The organism is Ruegeria sp. CF4 (assembly GCF_056537345.1).
In genome coordinates, this window is sequence record NZ_JBQFRJ010000005.1 from 1 (window position 1) to 14972 (window position 14972).

Annotated in this window: 19 protein-coding genes and 1 riboswitch; of the genes, 5 read left to right on the forward strand and 14 right to left on the reverse strand. The window is 58.3% G+C overall.

Annotated features, from left to right (window positions below):
- Positions 1–474, reverse strand: a 474-nt coding sequence (locus ACR0NF_RS12380; RefSeq protein WP_480778329.1) for an ATP-grasp domain-containing protein, incomplete at its 3' end; no start/stop codon positions are given.
- A 16-nt stretch (positions 475–490) separates the two neighbouring features.
- A complete protein-coding gene (locus ACR0NF_RS12385) occupies positions 491–1732 on the reverse strand; it encodes an aminotransferase class V-fold PLP-dependent enzyme (protein ID WP_480778330.1) in 1242 nt (413 codons plus the stop codon).
- 217 nt (positions 1733–1949) lie between these two features.
- Between ACR0NF_RS12385 and ACR0NF_RS12390 the strand changes: the two genes are divergently transcribed.
- Complete coding sequence (locus ACR0NF_RS12390; RefSeq protein ID WP_480658827.1) at positions 1950–2579, forward strand: LuxR C-terminal-related transcriptional regulator; 630 nt, start codon at positions 1950–1952, stop codon at positions 2577–2579.
- Between the two features lie 13 nt (positions 2580–2592).
- Here the strand turns inward: ACR0NF_RS12390 and ACR0NF_RS12395 are convergent, their stop codons facing one another.
- The 5 genes from ACR0NF_RS12395 to ACR0NF_RS12415 are packed head-to-tail and all read right to left on the reverse strand — an operon-like array spanning position 2593 to position 5427.
- Complete coding sequence (locus ACR0NF_RS12395; protein ID WP_480667401.1) at positions 2593–3603, reverse strand: energy transducer TonB family protein; 1011 nt, start codon at positions 3601–3603, stop codon at positions 2593–2595.
- Positions 3600–3977: an ExbD/TolR family protein gene (locus ACR0NF_RS12400; protein WP_480658824.1), complete on the reverse strand. Its 378-nt coding sequence runs from the start codon at positions 3975–3977 to the stop codon at positions 3600–3602. Before ACR0NF_RS12400 ends, ACR0NF_RS12395 begins: the two co-directional genes overlap by 4 nt.
- A 4-nt stretch (positions 3978–3981) precedes the next feature.
- Positions 3982–4308 (reverse strand): ExbD/TolR family protein, encoded by a 327-nt coding sequence (locus tag ACR0NF_RS12405; RefSeq protein WP_480472548.1) that lies wholly within the window; start codon positions 4306–4308, stop codon positions 3982–3984.
- A 31-nt stretch (positions 4309–4339) separates the two neighbouring features.
- Positions 4340–4996: a MotA/TolQ/ExbB proton channel family protein gene (locus ACR0NF_RS12410; RefSeq protein WP_480472550.1), complete on the reverse strand. Its 657-nt coding sequence runs from the start codon at positions 4994–4996 to the stop codon at positions 4340–4342.
- Positions 4993–5427 (reverse strand): hypothetical protein, encoded by a 435-nt coding sequence (locus ACR0NF_RS12415; protein ID WP_480472552.1) that lies wholly within the window; start codon positions 5425–5427, stop codon positions 4993–4995. Before ACR0NF_RS12415 ends, ACR0NF_RS12410 begins: the two co-directional genes overlap by 4 nt.
- 167 nt (positions 5428–5594) lie before the next feature.
- Positions 5595–5798: riboswitch (cobalamin riboswitch) on the forward strand.
- A 102-nt stretch (positions 5799–5900) separates the two neighbouring features.
- Here ACR0NF_RS12415 and ACR0NF_RS12420 point away from each other — a divergent pair.
- From ACR0NF_RS12420 to ACR0NF_RS12435, 4 genes are read left to right on the forward strand one after another with little or no spacing between them, the layout of a single operon-like run.
- Positions 5901–6257, forward strand: coding sequence for a DUF1636 family protein (locus ACR0NF_RS12420; RefSeq protein ID WP_480658823.1), 357 nt, complete (start codon positions 5901–5903; stop codon positions 6255–6257).
- Positions 6254–7039 (forward strand): ABC transporter ATP-binding protein, encoded by a 786-nt coding sequence (locus ACR0NF_RS12425; protein WP_480658821.1) that lies wholly within the window; start codon positions 6254–6256, stop codon positions 7037–7039. The genes ACR0NF_RS12420 and ACR0NF_RS12425 overlap by 4 nt, the downstream gene beginning before the upstream one ends.
- Positions 7040–7055: 16 nt before the next feature.
- On the forward strand, positions 7056–8003 hold the full coding sequence (locus tag ACR0NF_RS12430; protein ID WP_480658819.1) for an ABC transporter substrate-binding protein: 948 nt from the start codon (positions 7056–7058) through the stop codon (positions 8001–8003).
- A 1-nt stretch (position 8004) separates the two neighbouring features.
- Positions 8005–9018, forward strand: coding sequence for a FecCD family ABC transporter permease (locus ACR0NF_RS12435; protein ID WP_480472560.1), 1014 nt, complete (start codon positions 8005–8007; stop codon positions 9016–9018).
- Positions 9019–9166: 148 nt separating this feature from the next.
- On the opposite strand, the gene ACR0NF_RS12440 is transcribed toward ACR0NF_RS12435, so the two are convergent.
- From ACR0NF_RS12440 to ACR0NF_RS12470, 7 genes are all read right to left on the reverse strand, one after another.
- Entirely contained in the window at positions 9167–10264 is a 1098-nt protein-coding gene (locus ACR0NF_RS12440; protein ID WP_480778331.1) for a M56 family metallopeptidase, read from the reverse strand.
- Positions 10251–10646 carry a BlaI/MecI/CopY family transcriptional regulator gene (locus ACR0NF_RS12445; RefSeq protein WP_480472564.1) on the reverse strand — a complete coding sequence of 132 codons (396 nt, stop codon included), beginning with the start codon at positions 10644–10646 and terminating at the stop codon, positions 10251–10253. Before ACR0NF_RS12445 ends, ACR0NF_RS12440 begins: the two co-directional genes overlap by 14 nt.
- A 66-nt stretch (positions 10647–10712) precedes the next feature.
- Positions 10713–11114, reverse strand: a complete 402-nt coding sequence (locus ACR0NF_RS12450) for a DUF2160 domain-containing protein (RefSeq protein WP_480472566.1) — start codon at positions 11112–11114, stop codon at positions 10713–10715.
- A gap of 8 nt (positions 11115–11122) precedes the next feature.
- On the reverse strand, positions 11123–11920 hold the full coding sequence (locus tag ACR0NF_RS12455; protein WP_480778332.1) for a carbohydrate ABC transporter permease: 798 nt from the start codon (positions 11918–11920) through the stop codon (positions 11123–11125).
- Positions 11917–12780, reverse strand: coding sequence for a carbohydrate ABC transporter permease (locus ACR0NF_RS12460; RefSeq protein WP_480472570.1), 864 nt, complete (start codon positions 12778–12780; stop codon positions 11917–11919). Before ACR0NF_RS12460 ends, ACR0NF_RS12455 begins: the two co-directional genes overlap by 4 nt.
- The gene (locus tag ACR0NF_RS12465) at positions 12777–13853 is read right to left on the reverse strand and encodes an ABC transporter ATP-binding protein (protein ID WP_480472572.1); all 1077 of its coding nucleotides are present in this window, start codon (positions 13851–13853) and stop codon (positions 12777–12779) included. The genes ACR0NF_RS12460 and ACR0NF_RS12465 overlap by 4 nt, the downstream gene beginning before the upstream one ends.
- A 1-nt stretch (position 13854) precedes the next feature.
- Entirely contained in the window at positions 13855–14904 is a 1050-nt protein-coding gene (locus ACR0NF_RS12470; RefSeq protein WP_480658815.1) for an ABC transporter ATP-binding protein, read from the reverse strand.
- Positions 14905–14972: the final 68 nt, after the last annotated feature.

Genomic DNA, 14972 nt, shown 5'->3' on the forward strand with positions numbered 1-14972 from the left:
GAATTCCTGCAACCCAACGGCGGGCTCCACGATCGAGCGCACGATGCTGTCAGGGCGTTCGGCGGAAATCTCTTCAATTTCCATTCCACCTTCCGACGAGGCGACGATCATCACCCGCTGGCTGGAGCGGTCCAGGACGAAGCCCAGATAGATCTCGTGATCAATCGCCACCGCAGATTCTACATAGACGCGGTAGATGCCCTTGCCTTCGGGTCCGGTCTGATGTGTCACCAACTTACGGCCAAACATCTCGTCGCAGGCTTCGTGGATTTCATTTTCCGAATTGCACAGCTTCACGCCCCCGGCCTTGCCACGCCCGCCAGCGTGCACCTGAGCCTTCACGATCCATTTATCGCCCCCCAATTCGCGCGCGCGATACGCGGCTTGTTCCGGGCTGTAGGCCAGAGCCCCCGAAGGTGTTTCGACGCCGAACTTCGACAGAAGCTCTTTTGCCTGATATTCGTGGATATCCATCTGCATTTCCTCCCGTTTATGCAGCGATAGATGTGCCGTAGCGGCTTTCCAGAAGCGCTTCGATAGCTTCAAAATCCACCGAGCCGCCCATCTCGCGGATAGCCTCGGCAAAGAGTTTTACGATGCGGCTGATCGACTGGTGGTTTAGCTGGTTCAGGATGCCGATGCGGACCTGTACCGGAGCGCTGAGCGTTGGCCAGATGCCAAAACCACGGGCGCGGCAGTTCTGCACCAATTCCATCTCGCGGCCCGCAAGCTCGGCTGGCAAGTTCAGTACCACTAGGCTGGGCATGTCCGAGGTCACCTCGCAACCCAGTGCCTTGACGGCATCGCGCAGAACGGCCTCATGCGTCTTGTAGGAATGCGCGCGTTTGGCCAGCCCCTCCTGCAAAGTCAGGCGCAGGGATTCATGGAAGGCGACAACGGCGTAACCCGAATGGGTGCGGTGATAAGTACCTTTTTCTACGTCCTGACCGTCGACGATGCCCCAGTGACGGGCCTCGAAAATGGGGTTGTGGACGTAGGTGTAGGCGCCGGTGGTTTTAAGCGCGTCGATGTAAGCGTCGGTGAAGCTGACCGGCGCATAGGTCAATGGCAGGCAGCACAGGCCTTTCTGCGGGCATGAAGCCCAGCCAACGACACCCGGATAATCATCGATGCGGAAGTCCGCGACGCCCAGCGACGACACAGCGTCGATCAGGCCCATCGCTCCGTGGCGTTCACAAGCATCCGAAAAGCCCTGGATGTCGTTCACACGGCCCGAACCGGTTTCCCAATGCGCCATGAAGGCCCATTTCGGTTTGTGCCGGGCCAGAGCCTCTTCGATCATCTCGCCGGTGACGGGCTGGCCGTGGGGAACTTCGATCACGGTGACACTGGCGGCTTGCGGGTCCAGCGGGTTGGCCGCGTGTTCAGCCGGGGTCGCGGCCTTGATGCGCAGGGTCAATGCATCGATGCCCGAGAAAGTGCCGTTCGTGAAGGCCACGACCTTGTCGCCTGGCATGACGGCCGAGAACATGGTGTCGAGGCCGCTCCACCCCGTACCTGCGACGGCAAATGTATAAGCGTTTGATGTGCCCCAGATCTCGCGCAGCATGTGCTTGCATTCGATCATCCCGCGCAGAACATCACCGTGCATGTGATCAGCGATACCGGCACGGGCAAAGGCCTGCAGAACGCGGGCATCGGTGTTTCCCGGTCCGGGACCTGCGGCCAGGGTTTCCGGGATTTCGAGGCTGGGGTAGATTTGAAAAGTCATATGTTCCTCCGCGGCGGCAGGGACAAGTTTCGCCCCGCTGATCGCCTTTCCTTGGAGGAGAACCGAAACTTGCGTCATTGCGCAACGTAACTTACTACTGCTTTGGGATACCTATTTGGATGGGTAAATTACTACCCAAATAGGTAAATATGCTGATGTATACCAACATAGTACCTACCCATATGGATGGGTTCTTGCGAAATTGGACAGGAAATCAATGACCGAGACGTTACAGCGCCCCATCGATGTCATGCTGGCCAACAACAACCCTCTGGTCCTCTCGGCTATGTCCGAAATCTTTGAGCGTGATCCGCGATTCTCGCTCGTGGCGACCTCGGCTACGGCCGAAGGCTTCCTTGGTACGGTCATGCGCATCCCGGTTGCAGTGGGGATAGTATCTTGGGAACTGCCCGCGTTGGGCGCAGCCAAACTGATCGAGGTTTTGCGTGAACAGGCCAACGCCCCGCGGTTTGTGGTCTATGGGGATGAAGCCGGGGATGTGCCGCGTCAGGCCATGCAGGCGGGGGCTGCCGGGTTCGCACCGCGCTCTGGTGACGTCGAAGGCCTGCTTGAAACCTGCGTAGATGTGGCCAAAGGCAAGATGGTTTTTCCGTTCATCGACGTGCGCAAGATGCAACAAAACCCGTTGCAGACGCTGTCGCGCAAGGAACTGGCGATCCTTGAAGCTTTGGCGACCGGCATGTCCAACCGGGAGTTATCGAAAGAGCTGCAAATTTCGACCAATACAGTGAAGTTCCACCTGTCGAACATCTATGAGAAGCTATCGATCAAGAACCGCGCGCAGGCGATCGCGTTTTATTATTCTTCAAAAGCCGACAATGGTTAATGAGACCTGAAGGTCAGCCATTCTGATAGTAGAAAGAGAGTTTTCGACTCACTCCACCCGGAGGCGGCGGGAAAGGGGCTGCTCTGCGGATTTGCTCTTTTGCGGCGCGGTCGATCTGGGTTGAACCGGAACTGTCGGTTATCTCGACCCAAGCGAGTGAGCCATCCGGGTCGATCTGGAAGAAAACCCGCGCAAATCCGCGCTCGGACACAAAGACTGCAGGGGTCCGGTTCAAATGCACCAGTACCAGCCCTGCATAGTTGGTGGTGTTGGAATTACCCGGCCCGCGCCCGCCCGACTGACGCTGACGATCGCCGCGGGTAAAGGCATCGGTGCCCTGGCGTTGAAAGGTCGTTAGTGGCGACTCGATGAGCTGTTGCGGAAAGCGCAATTCGGCGAATTGGTCCGAGCTGTCGGCCGCGCCTTCGGGCGCTTCGCTGGGTGTGCGATCAGGTAGGCGTGGACGGATTGACTCGGTTACCGCCTGCTCTGAAGCGGCAATATCCGCCTCCTCCTCCGGCTCCAGCGCAGCGATGACCGGGGGGGCGGGCGCTTCGGCTTCTGCCGGCTCTGGTTCCGTGGCCGGTTCGCCTTGCGGGATTTCAGCAACCTCATCAACGGAAGTCGGCTCTGCAGTCTCGGCATCAGCGCGCGCAGGTTCTTCGCTGTCTGAAGGATCAGCCGGTTCGGCGTCCTGCGGTTCGATCACCTCTGGCTGAACCGTTTCAGCCTCGCCGAAATCGGGGGCAAAAACGCGTTGCGGATCGTCGGACGCAACCAGTGCTTCGCTGGTGGGGGTTTCGGCTGCTTCCGGTTCTGGGGTTTCGGCAGGTTCGGGTTCCACTGGATCGCTGGACGCCTCCGCAAGATCTTCGAAGCTGTTGCTCAGGTCCACCACGTCGGAATTGCCTTGTGCGGCAGGTTCACCCGGTTCAACAGATGCAGTCATGCTGAGTCCAAGAATGTGCAAGATCAGCGACACCAGAATGGCCAGCGCGGCAACTATGATCGATCCCCGGATCATTCCAGTGTCCGTTTTGTGACCAGAAACACGGAAGGCGCACCATTGCGGCGCAACAGGCCCGTGACTTCGATCAGGCGCGCACCCGGAGCGTCACGATCCGGAACGATCCGTACCGGCCCTTCATCATGATCGGCCATGAAGGTCTCGGCATCGGTAGGTGTTCCGCGAAAGCTCAGCGTTCCATCCTTGTGCAGAACCAGCGCGTCGGGCGGTTCGCGCCCTTCGAGCTCTGACGTGTCCACAAGGTCGAGGTCAGGGTCCAGTGGTGGTGCGATGGTACCGGTGATCAGAAAGAAGATCAGCATCAGAAAGACGACGTTGATCAGAGCTATGGTTGAATCGCGTTTTCGGCGGGGGGCGGTCTGGCGGATCATCGGCTCACTCCAGCACCAGAACGCTGAGCCCCTCGCGCCCGCGCAGCCGAACCAACAGATCCGTCAGGCGTTGGGCCGTGACATCGGTATCGAGGCTGACGAGCACCTGCCCGGTTTCGATCTCGGTCGCGAGATCGTCCAAGGTTATCGCCGTGCCGTTCAACACAAGACGTTCCGCACCGAGCTGTAGAAAGACCCGCTCAGACGGTTCGCTGGTTTGCGCGGTTCCGCCAGTCGTGCTGCTCAGCTCGATCTCGCCGAATTTTGAGAAGGTCGAGGTCAGCATGAAGAACAGCAAAAGCAGAAAGATCACATCGATGAGTGGCGTCATCGACAGGGTCCGCCGGACAAATGGCGCCCGGTTACGCATGTTCCGGCACGGCTGAAATGGCCTCGGCCTCTTTGGCGAGCTGACCTGGTACCAACACGGTCCGCAGTGCTTTGTCTGCAAAGACCCGCTCGCGCGCGGTGCGGCTTTCGAACCATGACAGAACCATTGAGGTCGGCATCGCAACCGCCAGCCCCACGGCGGTGGTGATCAGCGCCACCCAGATGCCACCCGCAAGCAGCGACGGGTCAATGGAGCTGCCTGCCTGTTGCAGGCTTTGGAACGCTTCGATCATACCCAGAACGGTCCCGAACAGCCCCAGCAAAGGCGCGAGTTGGGCAACGGTGTCAAGAAGGCGAAAACCGCGCTCCAGCCCTGCCAGGGCCAATCCGGCTTCAGCATCCAGACGATCATCGAGACCGGGTAGATCGGGCGCATCCATGGCTGCACCGACCAATGGGGCCAGATAACTGTGGCTTTTCGCCAATCGCGCGCGTGCAGTCTGATGATCCCCGGCATCCCATGCCGTCAGGGCCTGGGACAGCACCCGATGTCGTCCAACTCCGGTCACGGTGAATTGCCACAGTTTGTAAAGCGTGACGGCCAGAGCCAGCACTGACATCACGATCAGAATGGCCACCACTGGCCCGCCCAGAGCCACGATCTGGCGCAATGCTTCAAGCGCGTTCATCCCAAAAGCTCCACATCTATCCGGCTGGTAAGGTTCAGTCCTGTTGCACAGATATCGCTTTCTGAGCCGTCGACAACGCAGCTGTTTGCGCCATTGATCAGAACGCGCCCGATCGAGTCGCAGTTGAGATCGGGCAGGCCGAACTGACGCACGCGCGGACGGTCTGCCGGCAGATCCCGAAAATCGAACAGAGAAAGCGTAACGACACGGCCCGAGCTGTCGAAAATGACGGTCTCAAAAGCTGCCTTCTCGATATCGCTTCCGGTTTCGTTCTGAACCAGAAAGGTCAAGCGGCAGGCGCCGTTCACCTTTTGCACGGTATTGAGCTCCAGCAACAGTTCCGAGGGGTTGTCGTCAGCAGATTGCGCCAGCGCCGAATTTGTTGATGAAATTGCCAGCACAGCTACCAGAGCGAGGCGGTGATACGGCATGAGCGGGCTCCTGATTGTTTAGCGCTGAGGGTTTGTCCCGCGCATCTTTGCAGGGGTTGATCCCTCTTATCCAATCCAACCGAGACGTGAAAGAGCGGGTGGCGCGATTGTGTCCGGCCGACCGGTAACGCGTGATAACTTTCGTATTGACGCATTCATCGATCTCAGGCACTGAATCCGGTGATGGTTCCCAAGGGTGCGCCCGTGGGATGAAAAGGGAATACGGTGCGGTCTACACTGGCCAAACCCGTAACTGCCCCCGCAACTGTAAGCGGCGAGCGAAGCCAAACAGCCACTGGCCCCAAGGGTCGGGAAGGATGGCCAAGCACCGACCCGCGAGTCAGGAGACCTGCCATCAGTTGTTCAACCAAGCCGGGGCGGGGCGTCCTGGAAGGAGGCTTTGATGGCACGTGATACACGTGTTTCTGTAATCAGCACCTTCGCACTGCGTTTGGGCAGAGGCGGAGGGTTATATGCCTGGCGCACCTGATCATTTTGTTCTGATCTGTTCGACCTGTGCGGCCGCGCAATCAGTGGATGGAGTGCATGATACGCTTCAATCGAAGCTGCCCGAGCATTTTGCGATCCGGGCTGTCGATTGCATGGCAGGATGCGCGCATCCCGTGACCGTAGGCTTTCAAGCGGTCGGCAAGGCGCAGTATCTATTTGGTGATATCCAGACATTGATTGACGTCGAAGCCCTGGCCGAGTTTGCCCATCAATATCAACAGAGCCCGGATGGCTGGACCAAGGCCAGCGAGCGTCCGCGTGCCCTTTACACCAAAACCTTGTCTCGCATGCCCCCGATCAGTCAGGAGGTTTCGATATGACCGTCCAGCCGTTTCTGGTGGCTTCGGATCTCGAATATTATGCCTTGAATGGGGACATACTGCTGCAAGGCGTATCCTTTGAGCTGTCCGAAGGGTCAATACTGGCAATCGCGGGCCCCAACGGTGCAGGTAAAACCACACTGCTGAATTTGCTGTGTGGGGCGGAAGGGCTGGCACTAGGGGATGTTTTGCTCAAGGGGCGCAGCCTCAAGCAACTCTCGGCAAAAGAGCGTGCTCGGATGATCGCGGTGGTCAGTCAGCAAGAGATGCCTGACGGGCGCTTGTCGCTGCGGGATTATGTGGCGCTCGGACAGATTCCGATCCGCGCGGACCGATCTGCAGGTGAACACGCGCAGGAACTCAGCCGTATATTGGAGATTACGGGCCTTGGCGCGCTGGCTGACAAGAAGATGGCCCAACTGTCGGGTGGTGAGCGTCAGCGCGCGCATATCGCTCGGGCGCTGGCACAGAACCCGACTTTGCTGTTTCTTGACGAGCCGACCAATCATTTGGATCCCGATGCGAAGGGGCGGATGCTGTCTCTGGTCGCTGATCTGGGTATTACTGTCGTCATGATCGTGCATGATTTGGTCATGATCCCTGAATTCGCCACCCACGTTGCTCTGATGAAATCCACGCGCCTGACCGGGTTTGGTTCGGTCGACGAGGTACTGACATCGGAACGTGTGCGCGAAACCTTCGGTGTCGATTACCTGCGCTTTCATCACGAAGGCCGCATGATCCCCGTTCTGGACATCCGAAGAACAACGCTTTCCACATAAACTCAGGAGACTATCAATGAAGCAAATCTGGTCCGTGGCGCTGGTCACTGCCATGGCAAGCGGCGCCGCTGCGCAAGAGGTGACGGTTGACAATTGCGGTGAGCCGCTTGTCTTTGATGCCGCGCCAGAACGTCTGGTCGTGCATGATATGAATATGACCGACATGGCCTTTGCGCTGGGTCTGCAGGACAAGATCGTCGGTCTGACCGGCATCACCGGATGGTATAAGACCAGCCCCGAGTTCGACACGCTGCGCGGCGATATCCCTGAACTCGCGCCGAAATACCCGACTGTCGAAAATCTTGTTGCGGTCGAACCTGACCTGTTCTTTGCCGGTTGGTATTACGGTATGAAGCCGGGCGGAGATGTGACCCCCGGCACACTGGAGCCATTCGGCATCAGGACTATGATCCTGACCGAAAGCTGCGTCCATCTGGACAAGGATCGCCCCGAAGCCAGCATGAACCTGCTGTTCGACGATGTTTTGCGTCTGGGCAAGGTCATGCATGTCGAGGACAAGGCCGAAGCGCTTGTGTCGGGCTGGAAAGACGAGTTGACAGCAATCGAAGCTCGGACCGCTGATCTGGCCAAACCACGCGTGTTCCTGTTGGACGGCCCTGCTGATGCGCCCTTTACGGCGGGTAAGTTCGCCATTCCTGACGCCATGATCGCAGCGGCTGGAGGAGAAAGCGTTACGCACGACATGGATACAAGCTGGGGCCGTACCTCTTGGGAAGCGGTTGCCGCAGCCAACCCTGAATTTCTGGTGCTACTGGATTATCAGACCGGCAATGGCGCGGCAGATACCTTCAAGTTCCTGCAGGAACACCCTGTGATGTCGCAGACAGATGCCGTCAAGAACGAACGCTGGATCGGCCTGCGCTATGAAGAGCTCACTCCGGGACCGGCGAATATTGCTGCGATCTCGAAAATGGCCAAGGCCATGCATCCGGATCTCAACTGATATGGGCCGATTGGGCCTGATACTCTTGCTGGGGGCGGTCGTTCTGGCTGCCCTTTTGCTGATCTCGACTATCTATGGAACCACCTCGATTCCGATCACGGACACATTCGAGGCGATCCTTCTGGGCACCGGCCTGACCGGAGGAGAGATGTCTCCGATGCATCGGATCGTCTTCGACCTGCGCCTGCCACGCGCATTGTTTGCAGCGGTGATCGGCGCGGGCCTGGGTATCGTTGGCGTCGTACTGCAGACCACCACACGCAACGATCTGGCGGATCCATTTCTGTTTGGCCTGTCTTCAGGTGCTGCAGCGGGGGCCGTATTCGTCATCACTGTAACCGGAGATATTCTGGGCTTCTGGACGTTGCCATTGGCTGCGTTCTGCGGAGGGTTGGTGGCGTCGGGTATCGTGCTCGCGCTGGTGCATGGGCTGCGGACAAGCGCGCCCGAAAAGCTGATACTGGCCGGGCTGGCGGTGTCTTTCCTGTTCTCTGCCATTACAAACTATCTGATCTTCGCGGGCGATAGTCGTGCCGCACACTCAGTGATTTTCTGGATGCTAGGCGGGTTGGGCCTCGCTCGTTGGGAGACTTTTCCGCTTGTCTGCGCGGGCTTGATACTGATCCTGAGCTACTCACTCTACCGCAGTCGCTGGCTGGATGCTTTGCTGACAGGAGATCTGACCGCAACCACTTTGGGCGTGCCTGTGCAGGGCTTGCGGTTCAGCATGTTCTTCACCGCGGCCCTCGCGACCGCCGTCTTTGTTTCGGTGGCTGGCGTGATCGGCTTTGTCGGCTTGATGGTGCCGCATATCGCCCGAGGAATTGCCGGCCCGCTGCACCGCCATTTACTGCCCACGGCGGCCTTGGTTGGTGCTGCGCTTTTGACTGGCTCGGATATCCTCAGCAGGCTGTTACTTGCTCCGCAGGAATTGCCTGTTGGGATCGTGACCACCTCAATCGGGTCCGTATTCGTATTCCTGTTGCTGTTTCGTACAGCGCGAAAGGTGCATTAGGATTGAAGCTGGTTCTGGCTTGTTTCAAGCCATATCACACGCTTCGACCAGGTCTTGCGCGCGCATGATGTTCCAGACTTGCGCTTCTTTTCCTGCTCACAAACATGGTTTTGCGCCGCTTTCTGAGACGGCGCAAATATGGACAGGCCTAATTGCCCTGATTTCTTTCGGCCAATCGCTCAAGATTGACGACGGTCGATAGCATGAGTCTGTCATGGCTCCAGTCGTCGGTCTGGCGCATTGAAACTGAGCCGAAAGCCAGTATCCCGGCGAATATCAGCGTGCTGCCAAATACCAGAGTGTTGGTCGGGCGAAGCAGAAGAGGCGCATCTGACAGCGCCAGTACCCGCTGGCGCAACACGCGCTTGGCGCGGCCACCACTGACCAATGCGACGTCCAGAACGTAGGATCGATCACGCGCCACGATGCGACCGCAATAGTTCAACAGACAATTGGCGTAGTGCGAAGCATTCAAGCGCCGTCTTGCCACAATGGATTGATCACAACCCAGTTCACGCAGACGCTCAAATTCATACTTCAGCGCTATGTAGGCGGGGTTCCAGAACATCAGCGGACGCAAAAGCTCAAGCATCAGTTGCCATTCTACATCACCGGCGCGGACGTGCTGGAATTCATGCGCGATGGCAAATCGCAGCTCATCCGGCGTGTCGAGCAAGTGCGTAGGCAAGACAACGTGCCTCCGGCGCAATCCGCGCACTGCGAAAGGGACCGATATACGGTCAGACAGCCGAATGTCGACTTTCGACGAACGCCGCCAGAGGAAACTGGCGTTTATGGTTCCGCGAATTCGATATGCAGCATGTACCACGCGCGCTGCGAGAAAAATTGCCCCGGTGGCAATTGCAGCAAACGCAATCAAGGATAAGACAGAATCGCCACTTAGTACGTTATCCGCCCAACGTTCCCGTATGTTGAGCAAGCTCTCGAATTGGGTGGCTGGCAGGGCGATGTCACCCCGCAGATACGCCGCGACCGCGATGTCACCAAGGGCGATAGGACTGTTAGGCAAGGCCATGCGCAACAACTCGGCCAGGCTGATCGCCAGCAGCGGGCTGAGCACGACGCAGACAAGCAGTATCTTGAACACGCGAAGCTGCGCAAAATACGCGAATTGAAGGGACGTCCGTTTCAAAGCGAAGCGCGACGTCAACCAAATCAACAATGCCAGAACCATCACCAGATTCAGCTCGAGATAGAAGTCGAGTACGGGCTTAACTGCTGTCATTTTGCAGTCTCCTCTCTACCAGTGCCCGAATGTCCTCAAGATCCGTCTCTGTCAGCCCGGCATCGTCGACAAGACGCGCGACCAACGTGGCGGGCGTGTCGTCGAACAATGTACGGGACAGATTCTGTAGCGACCGTGTCTGATACCTGTCTTTTTCCAGAAGCGGTTTATAGATCAGCGTCTTGCCGTCCTTGCGACTTTCGACAAAGCCTTTTTCGTCGAGAATACGCAGGATGGTCGCGCCGGATGTATAAGCCAGATTACGTTCTGGCGGCAGGCGGTCAAGAACGTCACGGACCGAGCCCTCACCAAGTGCCCAGAGTTCATTCATGAACTCCAGTTCCACTTCGGTCAGCAGATTGGATGTCTTTTTCTTTCGCATCGGTCTCGGTTTCGCCATTTCTTAGTATGCCTGCCAGACAAGCATCCTTTCGTTGTTTCGCAAAGCCTAAACTTTCCAGAAAACGAAAATCCCCCAACCGATGGACAAGAATAGGGGTGTCCAGACAGGTTGGCCGACCAGGCCGAGCCAGGCGAGGAAGATGTAAGCGGAACCGAGTAAGGTGATGAATAGCCGGTCGCCCAGCGTGGTCGTCAGGCCCAGAACCCCGCGCCGTTCGATCCCGTCGCGGTACTTGAACCCCTCTAGTAGGCCGATCAACGCGATGGCCGAGAAGATGCCAACGAACAGAGCCAACGTAGCCGGTGTCCAGGCCATCCAGAAATCGGGCCACAAGGGGTCGGTCCACGAGAAGCCTTTTTCCTCTTGCTGGCCGACACTGCCCCATCCGGCCTGTTGGGCCATAGCCATGGTCGGCAGGAAAGGAAGGGTGAGAAGGAGTTTACGCATATCGAACCTCACACACGTCCCATCGCGAAACCGCGCGCGATGTAGTTGCGGACAAACCAGATGACGATGGCTCCGGGGATGATGGTCAGCGTACCGGCGGCTGCCAACAGGCCCAGCTCATACCCAGCGCTAGAGGCCGTCCGGGTCATCACGGCGGCGATGGGTTTGGCCTCGACCGCCGTGAGGGTTTTGGCCAGCAGCATTTCTACCCACGAGAACATGAAGCAGAAGAAGGCCGCGACGCCGACGCCCGCTTTGATGTTGGGCAGGAAGATCGTCACAAAGAAGCGCGGGAAGGAATAGCCGTCCACATAGGCTGTTTCATCCAGCTCCTTCGGGATGCCGCGCATGAAGCCTTCCAAAATCCACACCGCCAGCGGCACGTTGAACAGCGTATGCGCCAGTGCTACCGCCAGATGGGTGTCGAACAACCCGATGGAGGAATAAAGCTGGAAGAACGGCAAGGCGAACACCGCAGCCGGGGCCATCCGGTTGGTCAGCAGCCAGAAGAACAGTTGTTTGTCGCCCAGAAACCGATAGCGCGAGAACGCATAGGCCGCAGGCAGGGCGACACAGACCGAAAGCACCGTGTTCAGCGTCACATAGAGGATGGAGTTGATGTAACCCCAGTACCACGTTGGATCAGTGAAGATGGTGATGTAATTCACCAGCGTAAAGGTCTGGGGAAACAGGGAAAAGCCCGACAGGATCTCGTTCGTGGTCTTGAAGGACATCGCCACCAGCCAATAGATCGGCAGCATCAGGAACGCGATATAGAGGATCGGGATAAGGGACCGCTTCTTCATTGCGCGTCATCCTTTGTCATCAGAGTGTAGAAGACCCACGACACAAGCAGCGTGATGGCGAAATAGATCAGGCTCATCGCGGCCGCAGGGCCAAGGTCGAACTGTCCCAGCGCGATCTTCACCAGGTCGATCGACAGCAAGGTCGTTGAGTTGCCGGGGCCACCGCCGGTCAGAACGAAGGGCTCGGTATAGATATTGAAACTGTCCATGAAGCGCAGCAGAACGGCGATGGTCAGAACGGTTTTCATCTTGGGCAACTGGATATAACGGAACACCGACCATGGGCTGGCACCGTCGATCTTGGCGGCCTGATAATAGGCATCCGGGATCGACACGAGACCCGCATAGCACAGCAGCACAACCAGCGAGGTCCAGTGCCAGACATCCATGACGATGACCGTGATCCAGGCGGACAGAGGCTGTTGCGTCATGTCATAGTTGATGCCCATAACGTCATTCAGGAAATATCCCATCAGGCCGATTTTCGGCAGGGTGAAGATGTTCCACATCGAACCGACCACGTTCCATGGGATCAGCATCGGAAGGGCCATCAGCACCAGACAGACCGGCACCCAGAAGCCTTTGCGGGGCATGGATAGGGCCACGATGATGCCAAGTGGAACTTCGATCAGCAAGATGAGGAAAGTAAACAGGAATTGCCGTCCCAATGCGGCCTGAAACCGGTCGGAACGCAGGATTTGTTCGAACCAGCCTAGCCCTTCCCAGAAGAACTGGTTGTTGCCGAAGGTTTCCTGCACCGAGTAGTTGACCACTGTCATCATCGGCACCAGCGCGTTGAACGCGACCAGTGCCAGCACTGGCAGGACAAAGAACCACGCCTTTTGGTTTTCTGTTCTCATTGCGCCCGCTCCTCGGTTGCGATCCAGCCGTCGCGATAGACGCGGGATTGTTCAGGTTTGAATTGCAGGAAGACCTGTGATCCGGGCTCGGGCACGCTGTGTTCGGTCACGGCTTTGAGAGCCGTGTTGCCGACCATCGCGCTGACTACGAAATGACGGCCAATGTCCGAGACTTTGGTCACATGCGCCGGGATGCCGGTATCGCCAAAGCCCACATATTCGGGGCGGATGCCCAGATCGGTGCGGCCTCCGTCGCCATGAGTGGGGCCTTCCAGCATAACCTCATGGCCTTCGAACACCGCTCGGTCACCTCGGGTCTCACAGGGCAGAACGTTCATGCCGGGCGAGCCAATGAAGTGTCCGACGAATGTGTGCTGAGGCCGCTCGAACAGCTCGACTGGGGTGCCGATCTGAACCACTTCGCCCTCCTGCATCACGACCACTTCGTCCGCAAATGTCAGCGCCTCGGTCTGGTCGTGAGTCACGTAGATCATCGTAGCTTTGACGCGCTGGTGCAGCTCTTTCAGCTTCGATCGCAGCTTCCACTTCAGATGCGGGTCGATCACTGTCAGCGGCTCGTCAAACATCACCGCGTTCACATCGTCGCGGACCAGTCCGCGACCCATCGAGATCTTTTGCTTGTTGTCTGGGCTCAGACCCGAGGCACGGGTATTCAGCATATCCGTGACGTCCAGCATCTCGGCGATCTCATCGACCCGTTGTTTTATCCGCGCTGCGTCAACACCTCGATTCTTCAACGGAAAAGCCAGGTTCTCGCCCACAGTCATTGTGTCGTAGATCACCGGGAACTGGAACACCTGTGCGATGTTGCGCTGATCGGGGGGGAGGGCGGTCACATCCTGACCATCGAACAGAATCTGCCCTTCGGACGGGGTCAGAAGCCCCGAGATGATGTTCAGCAACGTCGACTTGCCGCAGCCGGATGGGCCAAGCAACGCATAGGCCCCGCCATCGCGCCACGTTACGTCAACTTCTTTCAGCGCATAATCCTCGGGGCCTTTCGGCGCGGGCATGTAGCTGTGTCGCAGGTTTGAAAGCTTGATCTGTGCCATGTCACGCGACCCTTTGGCCGTCTTGGCCGAAATACCGGCAATGTGCCGGGTTCATATAGAAACTGTGATCTTCGCCAACCTGGTAGGGATGCACGCCAGCGGCCAGGGATACCCAGTCATCCGACCCGTGTCGGAAATGCGCGCTGGAATCTGAACCCGAAAGCTCGGTCACGATCACGCGGCCTGTCAGCTCAACGTCAGCGTCCGAGGTACGGAATGGCGTGACCCGATGCGGGCGCACTGCGACCATGTAGTCTCCATCGGCCATATCAGAGACGGCCCAGCCACCGCCGCCTGCCAGTTGCGCCTGCGCACCGGATACGGTGATGTGCGCCACGTTAATCGGAGGGTCCGAAAACACGCGTGCTGCAGCGATGTTTTCCGGGTTGCGATAGATGTCTGCCGTGGGGCCGAACTGCGTGACGCGGCCATCTTCCATTAGCGCGGTATAGCCGCCCAGCAGCAGCGCTTCTTCCGGTTCCGAGGTCGCGTAGACAACCACGGCGCCACGCCCGGCAAACAGGTCGGGCAGCTGCTCACGCAGTTCCTCGCGCAGCTTGTAATCGAGGTTTGCCAGTGGCTCGTCCAGAAACACCGCGCGGCTTTCTTTCGCGATGGCGCGGGCCAGTGCGGTCCGTTGCTGTTGCCCACCCGACAGCTCATGCGGGCGGCGTTGCAGCATCGGGCGCAGTTGCAGCAGGTCGGCTGCTTCTTCGACGCGGCCTTCGATCTCGGATTGGGCCATGCCTGCCACGCGCAGCGGCGAGGCGATGTTGTCAAAAACGGTCATATGCGGGTAGTTCACGAAGAACTGGTGCACCAGGCTGATCTGCCGTTTCTGAGTGTTCAGCCTTGTGACGTCCTGCCCATCCATGAGGACCTTGCCCGAAGCAATCGGGTCCAGCCCGGCCATCATCTTGATCAGAGAGGTCTTGCCCGATCCGGTCGCCCCCAGCAGCACATTGAAATGGCCGGTCTGCAGCTTCAGGTTGGTGGGCTTGATATGGATGACGTTGCCGACCCGTTTGGTCGCGTCTTGAAGTTCTATCATGTCCGTGAGTTCCGGTCCTTCAGTGCGCGGCACTGGTCTTGGGGTGGGGGTGCCGCAGACGGCACCCC